Below are 18,867 nucleotides of genomic sequence, written 5' to 3'. Positions count from 1 at the left end.
TTGTTAATTGTTAAAACTGTGCTGCAGGAGCGGTATCATTATTGAGTTTTTTGTCTATAGAGTTGTTTTTTCCTTTAGAGAAATCGTAGCTAACACCGAAGACTAACATATTGCGGTTGTTCTCTATGTGGGTATAGCTATGTTGGTTTACCAAACCTTCGTAACTGCTCTTCATTTTGTATTCCGAAGGCATTCCTAACCAAAACACGCCACCTTTAAGTGTCCAATTACCTAACTGGTATTCTACAAAAATATCATTGTTATTTTCATAAGTGCTCATCGTATTCCCATCTATGTAATAAATAGGAAAATTGAAACTGTAATCAATCCTCAAATCTTTATAGGTGAAAGTAAGTGATAGGTTGTTGTCGATATAATCATTGCGGGCACGTAGTCCAGCATCAGTAACCAAAGTTTCACGTGTAGGGGCTATATTAGCTGAAAATACAAATAAATCATTCTTTAATGGTTTAAAAGTGCCATCTAATGAAAAACCAAACTCCTCGTGATATTTACTATTTTCATAAGTGCTGAGTAGTCCGTTGCGCACGGGGTCTTTGATATAAATATCAGTAATCACACGTTGGGTGTTTTTGTAGAAAGGTTGAAGGTTAAAATCGGTGTACTCATTGTTGAAAGTATAAGAGAGTCCAGTCCAAAATATATGTTGTGATTTTAAGTAAGGATTTCCTGTCTCCAAGATGTTCGGCGCTTGTTGTGCTATATTGCTACTGAGTTCTGCACTACGCGGACTGCGGGGTACATAGTAACTTGTGAGGCGTAAACTCTGGTTATTAGCGAGTTCATAACCTAACACTACCTTCGGCGTAAACACCCATTCGGTAAAAGTGTTTTCGGCACTACGATTGTGGGTGTGGGTAAGCCCAGCACTGGCTCTGTACATAAAATTAGCTTTTTTGCCTACAAACTCGGTGTACAAATACTGATTGGTATAGGTAACATCGTAAGCCGAACTACCTGCCAAGTTACGTAAGTTGTTGTCGATAAAAGTACTGCTAATGCGGTAGCCTGAATTGAGTTTTCCTATAGTAAACTGATGAGTATGAGCTACTTCACCTACCCAACCGCGTTGTTTTACTTTCAAATCCATATCATCGTCGTACACATTCTGCTGGGTTGCGGTCTCCCATTCTTTTGAGAGGTTCTCTTTGGTAGTGTTGTAATAACTCCCTACGGCGTTCACGCTCAATTCATCTCGTTTGCCTAATTTTTTAGAGAAGTATAGGTCTACTTTGGGGCGCAACCAGTGGTCGTGATTTTTACCTGATAAAGTGTGATGGCTAATGGTTGTTCCTTGTGTAAATAGGTTTATGCCATTGCTATATGCAGAGCGATTCAAAAGTTCCATTTCGGCTTTAGCTTGGAAACTATAGTTTTGTGGTACTACTGCGCTATAACGCACCGAGGCGTTGTGCGCATTATAGCTAAACCCCTATTTTGACTGTTGGTCGTTTGCATAACGGACACCCGATAGTTCGTAATCAGAGTGTTTTTCATAATGTCTGTCGTTGTAATTGCGAAACTCCAATTTGTATTCCACTCCCAACGTATGTTTGCCTTTGGTGTAGTTACCATAAGCCGAAGCATCTACAAAGCCCGTAGTAAGTGCCGAAAGCGCATCCACCCCTACCGAATACCCCTCTTCAGCCGAACGAGTGATGATGTCCACCACTGTGTCAGCCCTATTGCTCCAACGCGCAGGCGGAATATCGTAATAGTCTATGCGTGCTACGTTTTGAGGAGCGATACCGCGTATTTGCAAGTCAGTTGCCTCTACACCGTTTACCAATACCAAGAGAGTACCCCTTTTAAGGGTAGCAATCTGGTTGGTTACAGGATTGAGGTGCAGGTTAGGCAAACTGCGCAAGAGGTCTTTGGCATAGCGTGCTTGTTCCACAGCTTTCTTCTCAAAGGTAAAACTCGCCTTATCGGTATATTGTGTTTTGTGCTGTGCTTTTATAATTACCTCATTGAGCACAATTGTATCCAAAGGAGTTTCAGACACTACTTCTTGCGCTGTAGTGGTCATAAAATAAACTAATAGTAAGGTGGTTAAAAAGAGTTTCATAGTGTTAATCTTTCTAATTTTGTAGGGTCATTTCTATTATCCCAAAAAGAAAGTATTTCAATTCTGTCGGTTATGCGGTAAATAATAGAGAAGTTTTTAAGAACTAATAGACTTCTTATCTTGAAATATGGAGTGCTCAAATAATGCTCTTGTCCAATAAAGGGATTATATATAAGCAAATCCTCACTTTTCTCCACTTCATTCATAATTTTTATAGAATAAGAGTTTGATTTATTATGGTTTGTCCAATAAGACAAAATATCATAATACTGCATTTCTGCTTCTGGTGTCCATTCTAATTTCCACATACTATTTCACGCGCTTTTTTTCTAACTTCAGTATAAGGTTTTAACAATCCGTTATTAGCTTGTTCAATACCTCTTTCTATGGAAGTTAATTGTGCTTCAGTGAAATGTGTTTCACTCCTTTCAAAAGAGATTTGTTGTTCCTTGAGCCATTCTTCTACTAAAAGTTGCTCTTCTGTGTTTAAAGGTTGTACTAATATATTCATAGTTTTTTAGGTATATTGTTAAGGATAATTAGTTAGTTGTATAGTTCCTTTTATCCTGCAAACTCGTCTAACATATCCAAAGATGGTACAAAGAAAAGTGTCCCTGTTTCGGCTGTGCTGAAATCTAAAAGACGGTCGTAATTACCAGCGGGATTGCCTATAAACATATTAGTAAGCATCTTTTCTACGGTGCTAAACGTATTGGCATAGCAGATGAAGTAAGTGCCCATTTGGTGACTTACGGGGTCGTGGAAAGGCATATTGTCTCTCACTACTTTCAAATCATCGCCTACATTGGCAAGTGCTGAGTGTGCATTGGTAGGCTTGGTATCCTCGTCCATTTCTATGTCCATTTCTTTGCTACGCCCTATTACTTTTTCTTGTTCGCTAACGGGGAGCGCACGCCAAGCGTTCATATCGTGCACGTATTTTTGTACGAATAGGTAACTTCCTCCTTGGTAATCGGGGTCTTCATCACCTACTACCGCAAACTGTTCGCGTTCTGCGCCACGTGGATTTTCGGTACCGTCTACAAAGCCAATGATAGCACGTCCATCCCAATATCTAAAACCTTGTACGTTTACAATACAGTCGGCGATGGGTTGCATTACCTCGTTAATAGCAGTAGCCATATCGTAAGCCAAACTTTGGTTGTGTGCGCGGATATGAAAATGCAAGTCGCCTTCGGTGGCTACAGCAGTGTGTTTACTACCTTTGATAGGCTGAAAATCTTTGAGTTCTTTGGGGAGAGGTTTGGGTAACCCTAAAGTAAGCCACGCCCTATGGCTAATGCCTATGGTTACACTAGCGCGACCTTCGGGAAAGCGGTCGGCTACTGAGTTGTTGAGGTTGCCTACTAACCCACATACTTTTTCAAAAGTGCTGTTTAGCAGTTTTTTTGTTATATTCTTCTTAAATGCCCATACCAAAAATACAGTATTGTTATTTGGCAAATCAATTACATTTTGATAATTCATTATTTTTATTTGTTAGATGTTAGTAAATTAGCAAATTACCTTACGATTCTAGCTTGCCTATTGATAGACTCTTGGTGAATAGCTTTGAATACCTGAATAACAAACTCTTCACTGAGGTTGCGTTGTTCGCCTTCTAAAATCATTTTGCCGAGGATTTCGTGCCAACGGGTATTTTGCAAAATGGCTACGTTGTTGGCTTTTTTTAAAGTGCCAATCTCATCGGCGATATCCATTCGTTTTTTGAGTAAATCCAATAATTGTTCATCAATAATATCGATACGTGAACGCAAATTTCCCAGCTGACTCACATAATCTTCTTCAGAGGTAGAAGTTTTTCGAATACGTAAATCATTCATTATTTCAACAAGGCGCTCGGGGGTGACTTGCTGGGCAGCATCGCTCCACGCGGCATCAGGATTGCAGTGGGTTTCAATCATCAATCCCTCGAAATTGAGGTCGAGAGCTGTTTGTGATACATCGAATATCAAATCGCGTTTGCCGGTGATATGTGAAGGGTCGCAGATAATTGGCAAATTAGGGAATTTGTTTTGCAGTTCAATCACCAATTGCCATTCAGGAATATTGCGGTATTTGGTTTTTTCGTAAGTAGAGAAACCGCGGTGTATCACCCCTAAATTCTTAATACCCGCACGTTGCAGGCGTTCTAAAGCTCCTATCCACAAAGGAAGGTCGGGGTTTACGGGGTTTTTTACTAAGATAATCTTATCAGTACCTTCTAATTCATCGGCTATCTCTTGAATGATAAAAGGGCTCACGGTAGAGCGCGCACCTATCCACAACATATCGATATCGTGTTCTAAAGCGAGCTTTACGTGGTCTTTATTAGCTACTTCGGTCGCTGTTTTTAAGCCTGTTTCTTCTTTTACGCGTTGTAGCCATTGGAGTCCTAAGGCGCCTACACCTTCAAACATACCAGGGCGGGTACGAGGTTTCCAAATTCCGGCACGGAAGAAAGATACATCGGTATTTTTGAGGCTGTGCGCTATTTTTAGCACTTGTTCTTCGGTTTCGGCACTGCAAGGTCCCGCAATCACTACGGGGTGGTTGAGGTGCAAATCGTCTAACCACTTTCTGTTTTCTTTTGTTATTTCCATTGTATTATTAGGTGTCAGGAGTCAGGTTTCAGAGGTCAGGGGTCAGGTTTCAGAGTTTGGTTCTTTTTAAGCGTAGGGCATTGCTGATGACACTTACTGAGCTAAGGCTCATTGCTAAAGCTCCGAGCATAGGGGAGAGCAAAATGCCAAAGATAGGGTATAGCACTCCTGCAGCAACGGGGATACCTACAACGTTGTATACCAAAGCAAAAAATAGGTTTTCGTGTATGTTTTTCATTACTGCTTTGCTGAGTTTTTTAGCTTTTACAATACCATTTAAATCGCCTTTTACTAAGGTGATTTCAGCACTTTCTATAGCAATATCAGTACCTGTACCCATTGCGATGCCTACGTTGGCTTGTGCCAAAGCAGGAGCATCGTTGATACCATCGCCTGCCATTGCTACGATTTTTCCTTCAGCTTGCAAACGCGCTACTTCAGCTTGTTTGTTTTGAGGGAGCATACCAGCTTTGTAGTTGCTGATGCCTATTTCTTTGGCAATAGCTGCAGCTGTAAGCGAATTATCGCCTGTGAGCATTACAATTTCTACTCCCAAGTCTTGCAACTCTTGTAAGGCTTGAACAGTAGAGGTTTTTACTCTATCGGTGATGGTTACTACCCCAATGATTTCTTTTTCTATGGCGAGAAGTGAAACGGTTTTTCCTGCTGCTTGCGCTGTTTTTACCACAGTTTGTATTTCTTCAGATAAAGGAGCACCGATTTCTTCCATCAATCGTTCATTGCCAAAGAAATAATTTTTTTCTTCGTAAGAGGCTTTTACCCCTCTGCCCGCCAAGGCTTCAAAGTTAGTAAAGGGTAGGGGAGTAGCACCTTGTGCTTGAGTGTATGCATTGGTAGCTTTTGCTAAAGGGTGTTCACTGTGCTGATTGAGACTATAGAGCACTTGTAACAAGTCCTTTTCACTTCTGTTGCCAAAAGTAAATACTTCGCTCACACTGGGTTTCCCCTCAGTAAGTGTGCCTGTTTTGTCGATGACTAAAGTATTTACTTTGTTCATCACCTCTAAGGCTTCGGCATTGCGTATCAAAATACCGTGTTGCGCTCCTCTACCTACGCCTACCATTACCGACATAGGAGTTGCTAACCCCAGCGCACAAGGGCAGGCAATAATCAACACAGCAACCGCGTTGAGCAATGCATATATGTAAGCGTTTTCACCACCCAATACAGACCATACTATAAAAGTAAGTACCGAAATGGTGATAACAATAGGCACGAAATAGGAGGCTATCTTATCGGCTAAGTTTTGAATAGGTGCGCGACTACTGCTGGCTTGTTGTACCAATTGCACTATTTGAGAGAGCAGGGTGTCACTACCTACCTTTTCCGCTTTCATCACAAATGATTGAGCACCGTTGAGCGTACCTGCCGATACTTTACTGCCTACTCCTTTTTCAGCAGGAATGGGCTCTCCCGTAATCATACTCTCATCTATGCTTGCATTGCCTTCGGTAATTACACCATCAACGGGGATTTTCTCACCAGGTTTTACACGAAGCAAATCGCCTAAGGTTACTTCTTCTATAGAGACTCTTATTTCCTCGCCGTGAACAATTTTAGTAGCCTCATTAGGAGCTAAATTCAACAGTTTTTTGATAGCCCCTTGCGTACGACTGTGGGCATCGGCTTCAAGCACTTGTCCTAAAAGTACTAAGGTAAGGATAACAGTAGCCGCCTCAAAATACAAGTGTACTGAGCCGTGTTCTTTGAATTGTTCAGGGAAAATATCGGGGGCTAAGAGACCTACAACACTGAAAAGCCACGCTACGCCAGCGCCTATTCCGATGAGGGTAAACATATTGAAGCGCAAGGTGCGGATACTGCGCCAAGCCCTTTCAAAGAATACCCAACAGAAATAGAACACCACAGGCAAGGAGAGTGCAAACTGCACCCAATTCCACGCACTTACGGGCATTAACTCATACAGCGGATTGTTGTGCCACATTCCGATCATTGCGATGATAAAGATAGGGAGCGTAAAGGCTACAGCACCCCAAAAGTGGCGGCGTAACTTTTTGCGCTTTTGCTCTTCCGCACTTTCACCTTCAGGAGCCTCTGTGCTTACTTGTTCAACCAAATCCATACCACATACGGGGCAATCACCGGGGTGGTCGTAGGTTTTGTTGCCCTCGCAGTGCATAGGACAATAGAAAACGCCATTGCCTTTAACTTTTTTGGGAGACTCTTGGTGGTGATGATGTTGTTGAGCTCCTCCTACTTGCTCTACTAAATCCATACCACATATAGGACAATCACCAGGGTGATCGTAGGTTTTATCACCTTCGCAGTGCATAGGACAATAGAAAACACCAGAGCCTTCAGAATTTGAAGCCTGATGAATGCTATAATGAGTACCCTCTAAGGCTTTTTCAAGAGCTTCAAAAGGGATTTCTCTATCAGTTTCGACAGTAGCTTTTTTAGTAGCGAAATCTACGGTAACAGCTGTTACGCCTGCTACTTCAGAGAGCTTTTTTTGTATGGTATTGGCACAACCTGTGCACCCCATACCTTCTATATTGTATTCCATAAATTATAAATGTTAAAAAGTTATTTGTTTTACGCTGCAAAGATACAGCAAAACATCTACTTGGATATTACACAATTTTGTATTTAATTTGTAAGATTTTAAACCTCATCTAAAGACTTACGTTTGTTATCTTTTATCTGCTTGAAAAAGCTAGGGGTGAGTCCTGTAACTTTTTTAAACTGATTGCTTAAGTGCGCTACGCTTGAATAGTTGAGTTGATAAGCTATTTCACTAAGCGTCAGTTCGTCATATACTAAGAGTTCCTTTACTCTCTCAATCTTTTGAGCAATAAAGAATTTTTCAATAGTTCTGCCTTCTACCTCAGAAAACAAACGCGATAAAGCCCCGTAATCTCGACCTAATTCACTGCTGAGTATTTCAGAAAGGTTAAACGATAGTTTGTTGTCTTGGTTATGTATCAAATTGATAATGATAGATTTAATTTTTTCAATAACAACACTTTTCTTATCGTTCATCACCTCAAATCCTAAGGGTAAGAGAGCTTGTTTGATAGCTTGTATCTCATCAGAAGAAAGTTCCTGTGTAAAAGTAATTTCACCCAAATTGATGCTTTGTGGTGTTAAACCTAATGCTTTTAACTGTTCATCGAGTACTATTATACAACGATGGCAGACCATATTTTTTACAAATAACTTTGTCATATATTTCCTTTAAGGATTAAGATATTATAAAGTGCTTAAAAGTGATACCCAAAACCTATATTCATATAGATGGGATACATATCAAAAGTAATTGTTTTAAAGTCCTTTTTGAAAATATTGTTTGTTGTATAGGATAATTCAGCATTGATATTGAAATGCTTGAACGCCTGCCAAGAGCCTCCTATCAGTGTGCCCCAATGCCAATGGCGGAGATAATTGCTAAAATCATAAGAGGCTATCTGTCCGTTAGTGAAACTTACTTTCTCACCGATAGGACTACCTTCTCGTAAATAACCTTCGGTTACATAGCCTGAGAAATTGCCGTCCATACGGTAAGAAGCGAATATTCCCAAATGAATTTTCCAACGGCTTGCAAGGCGATAATTCACCGCTATAGGTAAGGTGATGAATGAACTTTTATAGACTGTATGCACATCGCCTGTCCAAAAACCAGCCACGTGGTTACCTTGTTCTATAATTTCCATTCCGTAGTTCTTTACATTTGCATCAGTTTCCATACCTTTTTCTTCTAAGCGCAAACCTGCTGAGATACCCCATTTAGGGGTGAGCCATTTGGTGGCAGTACCTTCAAAAGAGCCGTTGAATTTGGGGGCTGTACCCTTTTATTTTGCGAATTTCTTCAGGAAGGGGCGTAGGGCTTGCTCCCCCGATGTTTACGCCCGCTTTTAGCTCGTATTCCCAACCTTTTTCTTCTGATTGTACAAGCGTTTCAGTACGTTCATTTTGAGCGTATAACAAACTGCCGAATAGTATTAAACATACAACAAAAATATTTGTTTTCATAACCTGATTATTCATAGTGATCCCATTCCTTTAATATGATAGATCATTTTTAGTAACTATTGATGTTTAACGAAGAATGACAGCAAAAACTGTGCAAAAACCGCATTTAGCAACAAAAAAAGAGGTTAGCTTTTTTAGCTAACCTCTTAAATAATTTATTTTAGGAAAGACATTATTTAATATCTTCAGGATTTAGAGTGAAAGTTATTTTCTTTTGAGAGCAAGTGAGCATTCCGTTATAGAGTTTTTCTATTCGTTTGCCATTTACATAAATATCAACGTCATAAATGTTATTATAAACTTTTTGATTCATAAAGACTTTTGTAACACCTGCTTCTAATTCATAACTTTGACCTTTGAATTTTACAGTGCATTTCTTGTCGGTTTTGTTTTCAACAATCACTTGTCCGCGTTCAGCAGTAGTAAATTTTACGTTTTCAGTTTTATCACCGGTAAGTGTTATATTTCCTTTTTTATTGGTACCACAAGGGAGGGTAACTGTATAATTGTAAGTAGCCATTGCTAAAGGAATCATTACTCGTCCTTTATTATCAGTGTTTAAAGGAATATTATTGATATTTATACTAGCGTTTTCTATAGCTTCGTTTTCACTATCGGTAACTATAAAAGTAACGGTAACCTTTTTAGGAATGTTGATAGTAGCTTCTTTTAGAGAGCCATCGAGATCTACATCTACTGATAGATAAAAAGGCGCTTCTTCAGTGAGGATAAAAAAGTGATAATCGGTAATGTTTTTTTCTTCTGGAGTAAAAATGAAGCGTACAATTCCCTCATTATTGGTATTGCCTGTTAGTTCTACTTGTCCTGAAATATAGTCCTCATTGCCATTTGTTCTTTCAAGGAGATTTGTAATACTTTCAAACTTGAAAGAGCCACCAACACCATATACTTTTTTATTAGCAACGGGTTTGCCGTCTTGGGTTACTTTGATATTAACGGCAGCCTTACCGTCTTCTTTTTTCTTTTTAACGGTGAGGTTCACGGTGTTATCACCAGCGCGGATTTCTTTTTCAACCACATCGGATACTGGCATACCATTTTTCTCTAACACAAAGTAAAGGGTTTTACCAATGTGTTTATTTGCTTCAAACTTGGTATTGGCATTCTTTAAAGATACATTAGCTATCGTTTTAGGGTTTTGATTTGCGGGAGCGTCTGTAACTTTTAAGTTAATGCCATTCACTTCACCACTTACAATTACTTCCACTATAGCTGTTTGTGTAGTGTTAGTAGTTGTGCTTGTTTGGGTAGTGTTAGTAGTTGTGCCCGTTTGTGTAGTGACAGTGGTAGTACCAGTTCGGGTAGTGTTAGTGGTTGTTCCCGTTTGGTTAGTAGAGGTTTGAGTACCTACGGGAGCAGTAGTCTCGTCGTCCTTAGAACAACTTATCACAAAAAGAGTGAATAGGCAAAATATTGCCCAGAAAGAATAAATGTTTTTCATACTATCTATAAATTTAACGTTATTGGCGTTGTTTTTTTTCGGGACAAAAGTATAACAAACTCACAATATGAGCAAATAAAAAATTAACTTTTTTTTAAAATTTTTACAGCATAATTGTAAGTTTAAGTCAATCTTTTAGTTACGTTTTGTTAAAATTATTTTCTAAATCATTTCGATTCCAAGAAAGGGGAAAATTATTTTGAAGAGAAGTGTTTAAAAAGGAGTGTCTAAAAAAGTTTTTGTGAGGACGTTTACACGACGCCCTCACAAAATATGATTGATTATCAGTAGATTCACCTTGAGAAAATCATTGGATTTTGACGAAGTTTTAGATAAAATTGTTTAGAAGTGATACCCAAAACCTATATTCATATAGATAGGATACATATCAAAAGTAATTGTTTTAAAGTCCTTTTTAAAGATATTATTCATTCCGTAGGTGAGTTCAGCATTGATATTGAAATGCTTGAACGCTTGCCAAGAGCCTCCTATCAGTGTGCCCCAATGCCAATGGCGGAGATGATTGCTAAAATCATAAGAGGCTATCTGTCCGTTAGTGAAACTTACTTTCTCACCGATAGGACTACCTTCTCGCAAATAACCTTCGGTTACATAGCCTGAGAAATTGCCGTCCATACGATAAGAAACGAATGTACCTAAGCGCAGTTTCCAACGATTGGCAAGGCGATAGTTCAGTGATATGGGCAGGGTAACAAATGAACTTTTGTAAGTAGTATGTACATCACCCGTCCAATAGCCCGCCACGTGGTTACCTTGTTCTATAATCTCCATTCCGTAGTTCTTTACATTTGCATCGGTTTCCATACCCTTTTCTTCCAATCGTAAGCTAGCTGAGATACCCCATTTAGGAGTAAGCCATTTGGTTACAGTCCCCTCAAATGAGCCATTAAACTTTGGGCTATATCCCTTTATCTTGCGTATTTCTTTAGGGAGTGGTATTGGGCTTGCACCTCCTATATTTACGCCAGCTTTTAGCTCGTATTCCCAACCTTTTTCTTCTGATTGTACAAGCGTTTCAGTACGTTCGTTTTGCGCGTATGAAAAACAGCTCAATAGCATTAAGCATATAATAACGATATTCTTTTTCATAACTTCATTATTCATAAGACAATTGCATTTCATCTACATAAAGAGTACTACCTACGGCTGCTGTAAAATCAGCGCCTTTTTCACTGGAACTAAGTACTATAGCGAGACTATACTTTCCTTCTTTTAGTTTTTTAGTATCGATAGAGCGACCTTTTATTGTTTTAAAAGGAATAGAGAACTGTACCCAATTATCGGTTTCTCTCTTGTCGGTTAGTTGTGCCATTAACACTATATTATTGTGCGTTTTGATGTTAGTGCCATCTAAATGAGGCACTTGAGAAGTTACCTCGTAGAACACTGCATAAATATCACATTTGTCTTTTTGGTTAGGTATTACATTGCCGTTTTTATCGGTAAGTTTTTCACCAGCTTTGTATTTGTAATATCCTGAGAGATGGGTAGGTTTTCTTTTGAAAGGAATCCCGAAATGGGTAGATTTTGCAGGGGTGAACAAATTTATTTCAAAACTTCCTGTGAAGAGATTACCAGCTGCGATAGGAGCACCAAAAGTTTTTCCTAAGACCCCTGTGCTTTGCGTTACGAGTTTCACGCATTTCCCTCTGTATCCACTCTCACTCTGACTTGTAGGGAACTCATCGGGTTTAGCATTACTGTTGGTAAATTTAAAACCTGCATTTCCGCTACTCCAAGCGATTTCTTGTCCGCTTACTGAGGTATCGTAAAAAGTGTAGTAACCATCAGTAATACGAGCGTTTTCGAAGTGATAGTGAGCGATAATTTCGTCAGTAAGACAACTCACTTTATAAGTTTTCTGCCAATTACCGTCCTCAGAGGTTACCACATAAGTTTGAGGGGTAGAAAAATTGCGTGCTGTACCACTGGTAGGACTGATAGTTGCCCCTTGTGTAAGGGTAAAGCGAGGTGCGAGGTTTTTTACGTTATCCAAAGAGTTTACATAGAGTTTTACCTCAGTGTTTTGGATTATGGGCTCACGAATGAGCAGATTGCCGTCGACCTCACAGGTTAGGATATCGGCTTCGGCATTTGGGGCTTCGCTTTTGATACAGCTTTGCAATGTGAATAGCGAGGCTGTAATGATAAAAAAGTTTTGAAGTTTCATATTTTATTGAGTGTTGAACTAAACAGATCGCAAAGGTATGAAAGAATTAACAAATTAGCAAATTAGCAAATTGTTTACGTTTGTTAAAACGAAACGAATGGAAAAATCGCTATCATTTTTTGTTCATTTTTTGTTAAAAATAATCAATCACTTTATTTACAGCATTTTAAATTTTTACACTTATGCTTTAGTATCAAAAAATAGCCACAAATTTGATAGTGTTTGACCGGTTTTTGATAGTGGTTTGCTTTCTTTTGACCTACCTTTGCCACCGAAAATTAATCGAAAAAAACATACCAATATGATGAGTAGAAAAATAAACAAACGTATTTTACTATCGCTTTTGCTCTGTAACTTTTCGGGTGCTCTTTTCGCCCAAGAGGTAAAAGGAGTGGTAAAAGCAAAAGCCGATAACAGCCCTATGATGGGTGTAACGGTGATGGTGAAAAACAAAACAGTAGGAGCATCTACTGATTTTGACGGGAATTATACCCTTCATCCCGTCGCTGCCACCGATAGTTTGGTCTTTTCATATATTGGCTACAAAACCCAAACTGTAGCTGTGAAAGGACGAAAGAATATAAGTGTGACCTTAGAAGAAGAAGTAACTGCCTTAGAAGGTGTTACCATATCGGTAGGGTATCGCGCTGAACGCAAAACCGACCTTACAGGGGCAGTATCGGTAGTAAAGGTAAACGAAATGATGTCTACCTCCGAGAACAACCCTATGAAAGCTCTCCAAGGTCGTGTAGCAGGGATGCAAGTAACTGATAACGGAGGTCCTGCAGGGAAGGCAACCATTCGTATTCGCGGTATCGGTACGCTCAACAACAACGACCCTCTTTATATTATTGACGGAGTACCTACCCAAGGCGGTATGCACGAACTAAACTCTAACGATATAGAGAGCATACAAGTATTGCGAGATGCTTCGGCTGCTAGTATCTACGGGTCGCGTGCTGCTAATGGGGTGATTGTTATTACCACTAAAAAAGGTAAGAAAGGTGTGCTAAAAGTGGATTTCGACCATTATACTACCATATCGATGTTTCACTCACGTATGAAAATGCTCAATTCCAACGAGTACGCACAAGTGCTTTGGAAAGCGGCGGTGAATCGAGGCAACAACCCTAACCAAAACCCATTGGGCATTCACTATGATTACACTACCGATGCTAACGGGCACGCTACCCTCAACAATTTGTATTACCCACGCGAGTATTTTGATAAAACAGGTAGCCCTATGTTACCTTCTAATACCGATTGGTTCAAAGAAATCACCCGTATGGGGGTAACCGAATCGTACAACCTTTCAGTTACTAATGGTACTGAAAAGGGGAATTACTTCCTCTCTTTGGGCTATTACAACAACGATGGTATGGTAAAGAATACTGATTTCTCTCGTCTTTCAGCTCGTATCAATACTGATTACAAGCTCTTTGGCGATGTGGTAACCATAGGTGAAAATTTCACCGTAAACCGTACCAGCGAGGTAGAACAACCGCACCAAATCACCGAATCGGCAATGATAGCGGTACCTTTTATTCCAGTACGCACTACCGATGGCAAACACTGGGGCGGACCTGTAAACGGATTGCCCGATCGTCAGAACCCTGCACGCCTTGTAGCCGATAATAAGGATAATCGCTACAATTATTGGCGTATGTTTGGAAATGCCTTTGTGAATATCCAGCCTATCAAAGGATTGAATGTGCGTTCTAACTTTGGTATAGACTATGGCAACTTCTATAAACGTGTGCTCAACCGTTCGTATGTTTCAGGATTTATGGAAGAAGGCAAAGAAAAAACTTTCTCTCAACTCGAGCAAGCTCACTGGACAAAATGGAACTGGGCTAATACTGCTACCTACGACTTTGAGCTCGGCAAGAGTCGTTTTGAAACCCTTGCAGGGATGGAGATGTACTCACAGAACGACCTTAATTTTGCTATTAAGGGGAATAACCTCGCGGTAGAAACACCTGAATATATGTGGCCTTCATTGGCAACTGGGGGTGTGAGTGGTAGTGGTTCAACTACGGGCTACAAGTTGCTCTCTTTCTTTGGAAAAATCAACTACGCTTTCGATAATAAATACCTTGCTTCAGTAACCCTCCGCCACGATGGTTCTTCACGTTTTGCCAAAGATAATCGCTGGGGTACTTTCCCTGCGTTCAACTTAGGATGGCGCATCTCTCAAGAGTCCTTTATGGAGAAAATCAACCATACAGTTTCCGACCTCAAATTGCGTTTCGGTTGGGGACAAAACGGTAACCAAGATATCAACAACTACGCTATCTACGACATCTTCGACCCTTACTATGGGGTAACAGGCGACTTTATATGGAACGGTATCTGGAAAACCTCTTACGACCTCGACGGCAAGGGCTCAGGACAATTAGCTTCAGGTTTCCGTCGTACACGTCTTGGTAACAAAAACCTCAAATGGGAAACCACTACCCAAACTAACTTTGGTATCGATTTCGGTTTCTTCGATAATAGCTTGTATGGCTCAGCCGAATACTATATCAAGAAAACTAAAGACATCTTGGTAGAACCTCCTTATGCAGGTATCAAAGGAGAAGGCGCTTACCAATGGGTAAATGGTGCTGCTGTTGAGAATAAAGGTTTAGAAGTATCAGTGGGCTATCGCAATGAAACTAAAGGCGGACTCAAATATGATATCAATGCTAATGTCGCTACCAACAAGAATAAAATTACAGAGCTCCCTACTTCAGTAATCAACTCTTATGGTGGTAATGGTAAATGGGACAATGGTTTAGGTCGCCCTATAGGCTCTAACAACTTCTATGGCTATGTAGCCGATGGCATTTTTAAAACTCAAGAAGAAGTAGATCATCATCCTATACAAAACGGTAAGGGTATCGGTCGTATCCGCTACCGCGATTTGAACAACGATGGCAAAATCGATGAAGACGACCGCACTTGGATAGGCAATCCACAACCCGATTTTATCTATGGTCTTAACCTCAATTTAGAGTATAAAAACTTCGATTTCACTGCTTTCTTCCAAGGCGTACAGAACGTAGATGTGGTGTCTAACGTGAAACGCCACACCGATTTCTGGAGTGTGCAAGATACGTATGGTAACAAAGGTCGCCGTTTGCTCGATGCTTTCGACCCCGTTACCAACCCTGATTCTGATATTCCAAGTGTATCAAGCGTAGACGACAACAACGAAGGACGTATGTCTACTTACTATGTAGAAAATGGTTCATACCTCAAACTTCGCAACGTACAATTGGGCTATACCTTGCCTAAAGAACTATCTGAAAAGATAAAACTCAGCAAGTTGCGCTTGTATGTAAGTGGTCAGAACCTATGGACGCTCAAAAGCAAATCGTTCACTGGTAAAGACCCTGAAAATCCTAACTACGGCTATCCTATCCCAATTACCTTTACGATGGGACTCAATGCTAGTTTTTAGTCCACTAAAAATAACAGACAAATGAAAAAGATAATATATACCACCGCGATATGTGCAGCGCTTTTTACAACAAGCTGCAGTTTTTTAGACGATAATCCACAAGGGATTATGAGTGAGAAAGAGGCAATCTCTAAAGCCGATGGACTTGCAACCGCTGCCTATGCTGCTTTAGGTAACGACCACTACGATACACCTTTTAGCCTTTGGATATATGGCAACGTACGCGCCGACGATGCCTATAAAGGCGGTCAGGATGTGAGTGATATTCAAGTGTTTCACTTCTACGAGATAGCTCAAAATATCGACCCTACTTATGCGGAAGCTGATAAGTTCTGGTTTATGTGTTACCAAGCTGTTTCGCGTACCAATACCGCATTGAAAGCACTACAACAAGCATCGGATACCGAAGTGCCTAACCGCCAATCACGCATAGGCGAAATGTACTTTTTGCGCGGACACTTCTACTTTATTCTTAAAACCATTTTTGGGCATATACCTTTCGTAGACGAAAACACTCCTGATAGTGCCTACGAAACTACCCCTAACACCTTGCCTAACGATGAACAATGGCAAAAGATAGCTGCCGATTTTAAGAAAGCTTACGACCTATTGCCTGCCACTCAAGCACAAAAAGGGAGAGCAACCAAAGGGGCAGCAGCGGCTTACCTCGCTAAAACTTACTTGTACAAGGCCTATCGCCAAAGTGAAAACAACAGCGTAACTAGTATCAACAGCCAAGATTTACAAGAAGTGCTCACCTATACCAGCGCTGTGTTAGGCTCTACTTACGGTTTGGAAGACGACTTTGCCTTCAACTTCCTTCCTGGGGGCTATGAGAATGGTAAAGAGTCGCTCTTTGCTGTGCAATACTCAGTAGACGATGGTACTCAATACGGAAGTCTCAACTGGGGTGATGTACTCTCTACACCACAAAAGTTAGGCTGCTGTGACTTCCACAAACCGAGTCAGAATTTGGTAAACGCCTTCAAAACAGTGAATGGATTGCCCGATTTTGATAACTTCAACAACAACGATTACAATGCGGCTAACGATAAAGCCGACCCTCGTTTGTTCCACACCGTTGCCTTACCTGGCTTGCCTTATAAGTACAACACCGAGTTGATTTACAAGAACGACTGGAATCGCAATAGCAATGTGTACGGCTTCTATGCCTCCCTCAAAGAGAATGTAGACCCTTCTTGCTCTTGCTTCCGCAATATCAACCCTTTCCGCGGTAATTCTAAGAACCGTATCGTAATACGTTATGCCGATGTACTCCTGATGCGCGCTGAAGCCCTTATCGAGCTCAACCGTAGCAACGAAGCCTTGCCACTTATCAATCAAGTACGCCAACGTGCCAAACAAAGTACTTCTATGATTCCTTATGCTACCAATGCTAATATTGCCTTATACCAAGATGGCGTAAATATCACTTGGAATCAAGAAAACGCACGCAAAGCACTCCGTTGGGAACGCCGTTTAGAGTTTGCTATGGAAGGCAGTCGCTTCTTCGACCTTGTGCGTTGGGGTATCGCTGACCAAGTGCTCAACGACTATTTTACTAAAGAGAAAACACGTCGCCCAGCAATATTTAGCAGTGCTTATTTCACTAAAAACAAGAATGAGTACATCCCTATTCCACAAAACCAAATAGGGTATGTAAAAGGTATTTACAAACAAAATGCAGGATTCTAATATGAAAACAACAGTACACAAACTCGCCCTCGGGATGGCAGCTTTGCTCGGCTTGTTTAGCTGCGACGAGAAACACGAAGGCGAACTTATCAACGATAAAGAGGCTAAAATCAATGCCTTCCAAGCCAATGGTATCGATGGAATTATCGACGAGGAGAAACAAACCATTACCGTTTACGCTCCTTGGTCGGCTACGCTTACCAATATGTCCACCTCCCTCAGCTTGCCCGAGGGAGCTACCTCAGTGCCTAAAGGTGCTACAGGAGTAGATTTGAGTAAAGGTGCCAAGTATCGCATCTTTAATGGTAACCTCTATTGGGATTATACCGTTACCGCTCAGTACCCTAAGATAGAGAACTTTGTTATCGGGAAATACAAAGCTACTATCGACCACAGTACGGGTAAAATAAGTGTGAAATACCCCAAAGGAGAAGCAGTAACAGCGCTAACTCCTACTTTTAGCACTACCCCTAATGCTACTGTAAGCCCTGCTTCGGGAGTTGCCCAAAACTTTACTCAAAGCGTTACTTACACTATGAACTACCGTGGTGAGAGTTTTGCGTATAATGTAGAGATTATACCTACCAATTTTGCGCCTATTGCCTTTGTAGGTACAGCTAAGAGTGCTTCTGCTATCGCCAATGAAGACGAGAAAGCTGCCTACACTTGGCTTGCCGAAAACTACGACACCGCCAAATACATCTCGTTTAGTGACATCAAAGAAGGCAAAGTTAATCTCAACGACTACAAAGTGATTTGGTGGCATTGGGATAACAACAAAGAGTTGCCTGCTGAAGCCAAAGCAGATGCTGTTGTGAACAAGATGAAACAATTCTATGCTGCTGGAGGTTCGTTCTTATTGTCTTCTTGGGCTGTACAGTACGTAGTCGATTTAGGTATCGCCTTAGACGGCAAAGTGGTAAATAATATGTGGGGAGAAGGCAACAGTCCATTTGCAATTGGTGATGACTGGGGTATTTGCTATAAAGGCAACGAAAGCCACCCCCTTTTCAAAGGATTGACTAAGAAAACAGGTTCTAACGATGTCGCCTTCTTACTCTCTAGAGGGGTAAAAGCCAAAGCACATAATGCCTTATGGAACTTTGAGTGGGGTGATTATGCCAATAATGTAGCAGGCTGGCAAACTGCCAGTGGTGCTAAGTTATTAGCAAGTTTCCACTGGAATGATGCTATGAACCGCGCAGCGATTTTTGAATATATCAAACGTGGCAATGCAGGTCGCACCATTTGTATAGGTATTGAAGGCTACGACTGGTATAACGAAGATAATTCACCTGCTAATACCTACAAAAGCAATATCGAATTGCTTACTGCCAACGCTTTAGAATATTTAGCAAATTAATAAAT

12 protein-coding genes and 2 pseudogenes are annotated in these 18,867 nt (G+C 40.6%); 3 read left to right on the top strand and 11 right to left on the bottom strand.

Going from position 1 to position 18,867, the window contains the following annotated elements:
* Positions 1-10 precede the first annotated feature (10 nt).
* From JMN12_RS09640 to JMN12_RS09590, 11 genes and pseudogenes are all read right to left on the bottom strand, one after another.
* A pseudogene (locus tag JMN12_RS09640) lies at positions 11-2,089 on the bottom strand (TonB-dependent receptor domain-containing protein).
* Positions 2,086-2,397: a type II toxin-antitoxin system RelE/ParE family toxin gene (locus JMN12_RS09635; protein WP_203138856.1), complete on the bottom strand. Its 312-nt coding sequence runs from the start codon at positions 2,395-2,397 to the stop codon at positions 2,086-2,088. Before JMN12_RS09635 ends, JMN12_RS09640 begins: the two are co-directional and overlap by 4 nt.
* Positions 2,385-2,600 (bottom strand): hypothetical protein, encoded by a 216-nt coding sequence (locus tag JMN12_RS09630; protein WP_016479107.1) that lies wholly within the window; start codon positions 2,598-2,600, stop codon positions 2,385-2,387. Before JMN12_RS09630 ends, JMN12_RS09635 begins: the two co-directional genes overlap by 13 nt.
* 50 nt (positions 2,601-2,650) lie before the next feature.
* Complete coding sequence (locus tag JMN12_RS09625; RefSeq protein WP_203138855.1) at positions 2,651-3,577, bottom strand: Dyp-type peroxidase; 927 nt, start codon at positions 3,575-3,577, stop codon at positions 2,651-2,653.
* Positions 3,578-3,612: 35 nt separating this feature from the next.
* Complete coding sequence (locus JMN12_RS09620; RefSeq protein ID WP_203138854.1) at positions 3,613-4,692, bottom strand: bifunctional 3-deoxy-7-phosphoheptulonate synthase/chorismate mutase type II; 1,080 nt, start codon at positions 4,690-4,692, stop codon at positions 3,613-3,615.
* Between the two features lie 49 nt (positions 4,693-4,741).
* Positions 4,742-7,240, bottom strand: coding sequence for a heavy metal translocating P-type ATPase (locus JMN12_RS09615; RefSeq protein WP_203138853.1), 2,499 nt, complete (start codon positions 7,238-7,240; stop codon positions 4,742-4,744).
* A gap of 98 nt (positions 7,241-7,338) precedes the next feature.
* Positions 7,339-7,902 (bottom strand): helix-turn-helix domain-containing protein, encoded by a 564-nt coding sequence (locus JMN12_RS09610; protein WP_009421255.1) that lies wholly within the window; start codon positions 7,900-7,902, stop codon positions 7,339-7,341.
* 35 nt (positions 7,903-7,937) lie between these two features.
* Positions 7,938-8,721: pseudogene (locus JMN12_RS09605) on the bottom strand (porin family protein).
* Positions 8,722-8,878: 157 nt separating this feature from the next.
* Positions 8,879-10,168, bottom strand: a complete 1,290-nt coding sequence (locus tag JMN12_RS09600; RefSeq protein WP_203138851.1) for a carboxypeptidase-like regulatory domain-containing protein — start codon at positions 10,166-10,168, stop codon at positions 8,879-8,881.
* Between the two features lie 342 nt (positions 10,169-10,510).
* A complete protein-coding gene (locus JMN12_RS09595) occupies positions 10,511-11,293 on the bottom strand; it encodes a porin family protein (RefSeq protein ID WP_203138849.1) in 783 nt (260 codons plus the stop codon).
* Positions 11,286-12,359: a PCMD domain-containing protein gene (locus tag JMN12_RS09590; RefSeq protein WP_203138848.1), complete on the bottom strand. Its 1,074-nt coding sequence runs from the start codon at positions 12,357-12,359 to the stop codon at positions 11,286-11,288. The genes JMN12_RS09595 and JMN12_RS09590 overlap by 8 nt, the downstream gene beginning before the upstream one ends.
* Positions 12,360-12,660: 301 nt before the next feature.
* Between JMN12_RS09590 and JMN12_RS09585 the strand changes: the two genes are divergently transcribed.
* The 3 genes from JMN12_RS09585 to JMN12_RS09575 are packed head-to-tail and all read left to right on the top strand — an operon-like array spanning position 12,661 to position 18,862.
* On the top strand, positions 12,661-15,804 hold the full coding sequence (locus JMN12_RS09585; protein ID WP_088593898.1) for a SusC/RagA family TonB-linked outer membrane protein: 3,144 nt from the start codon (positions 12,661-12,663) through the stop codon (positions 15,802-15,804).
* Between the two features lie 21 nt (positions 15,805-15,825).
* On the top strand, positions 15,826-17,499 hold the full coding sequence (locus JMN12_RS09580; protein ID WP_203138844.1) for a RagB/SusD family nutrient uptake outer membrane protein: 1,674 nt from the start codon (positions 15,826-15,828) through the stop codon (positions 17,497-17,499).
* Positions 17,486-18,862, top strand: a complete 1,377-nt coding sequence (locus tag JMN12_RS09575; RefSeq protein ID WP_203138843.1) for a DUF4960 domain-containing protein — start codon at positions 17,486-17,488, stop codon at positions 18,860-18,862. The genes JMN12_RS09580 and JMN12_RS09575 overlap by 14 nt, the downstream gene beginning before the upstream one ends.
* Positions 18,863-18,867 lie beyond the last annotated feature (5 nt).

The sequence above is a fragment of the Capnocytophaga genosp. AHN8471 genome (genome assembly GCF_016806945.1).
GTDB lineage: Bacteria > Bacteroidota > Bacteroidia > Flavobacteriales > Flavobacteriaceae > Capnocytophaga > Capnocytophaga periodontitidis.
The sequence above is the reverse complement of the archived record's forward strand: the minus strand, read 5'-3'. Positions and strand labels throughout refer to the sequence as shown.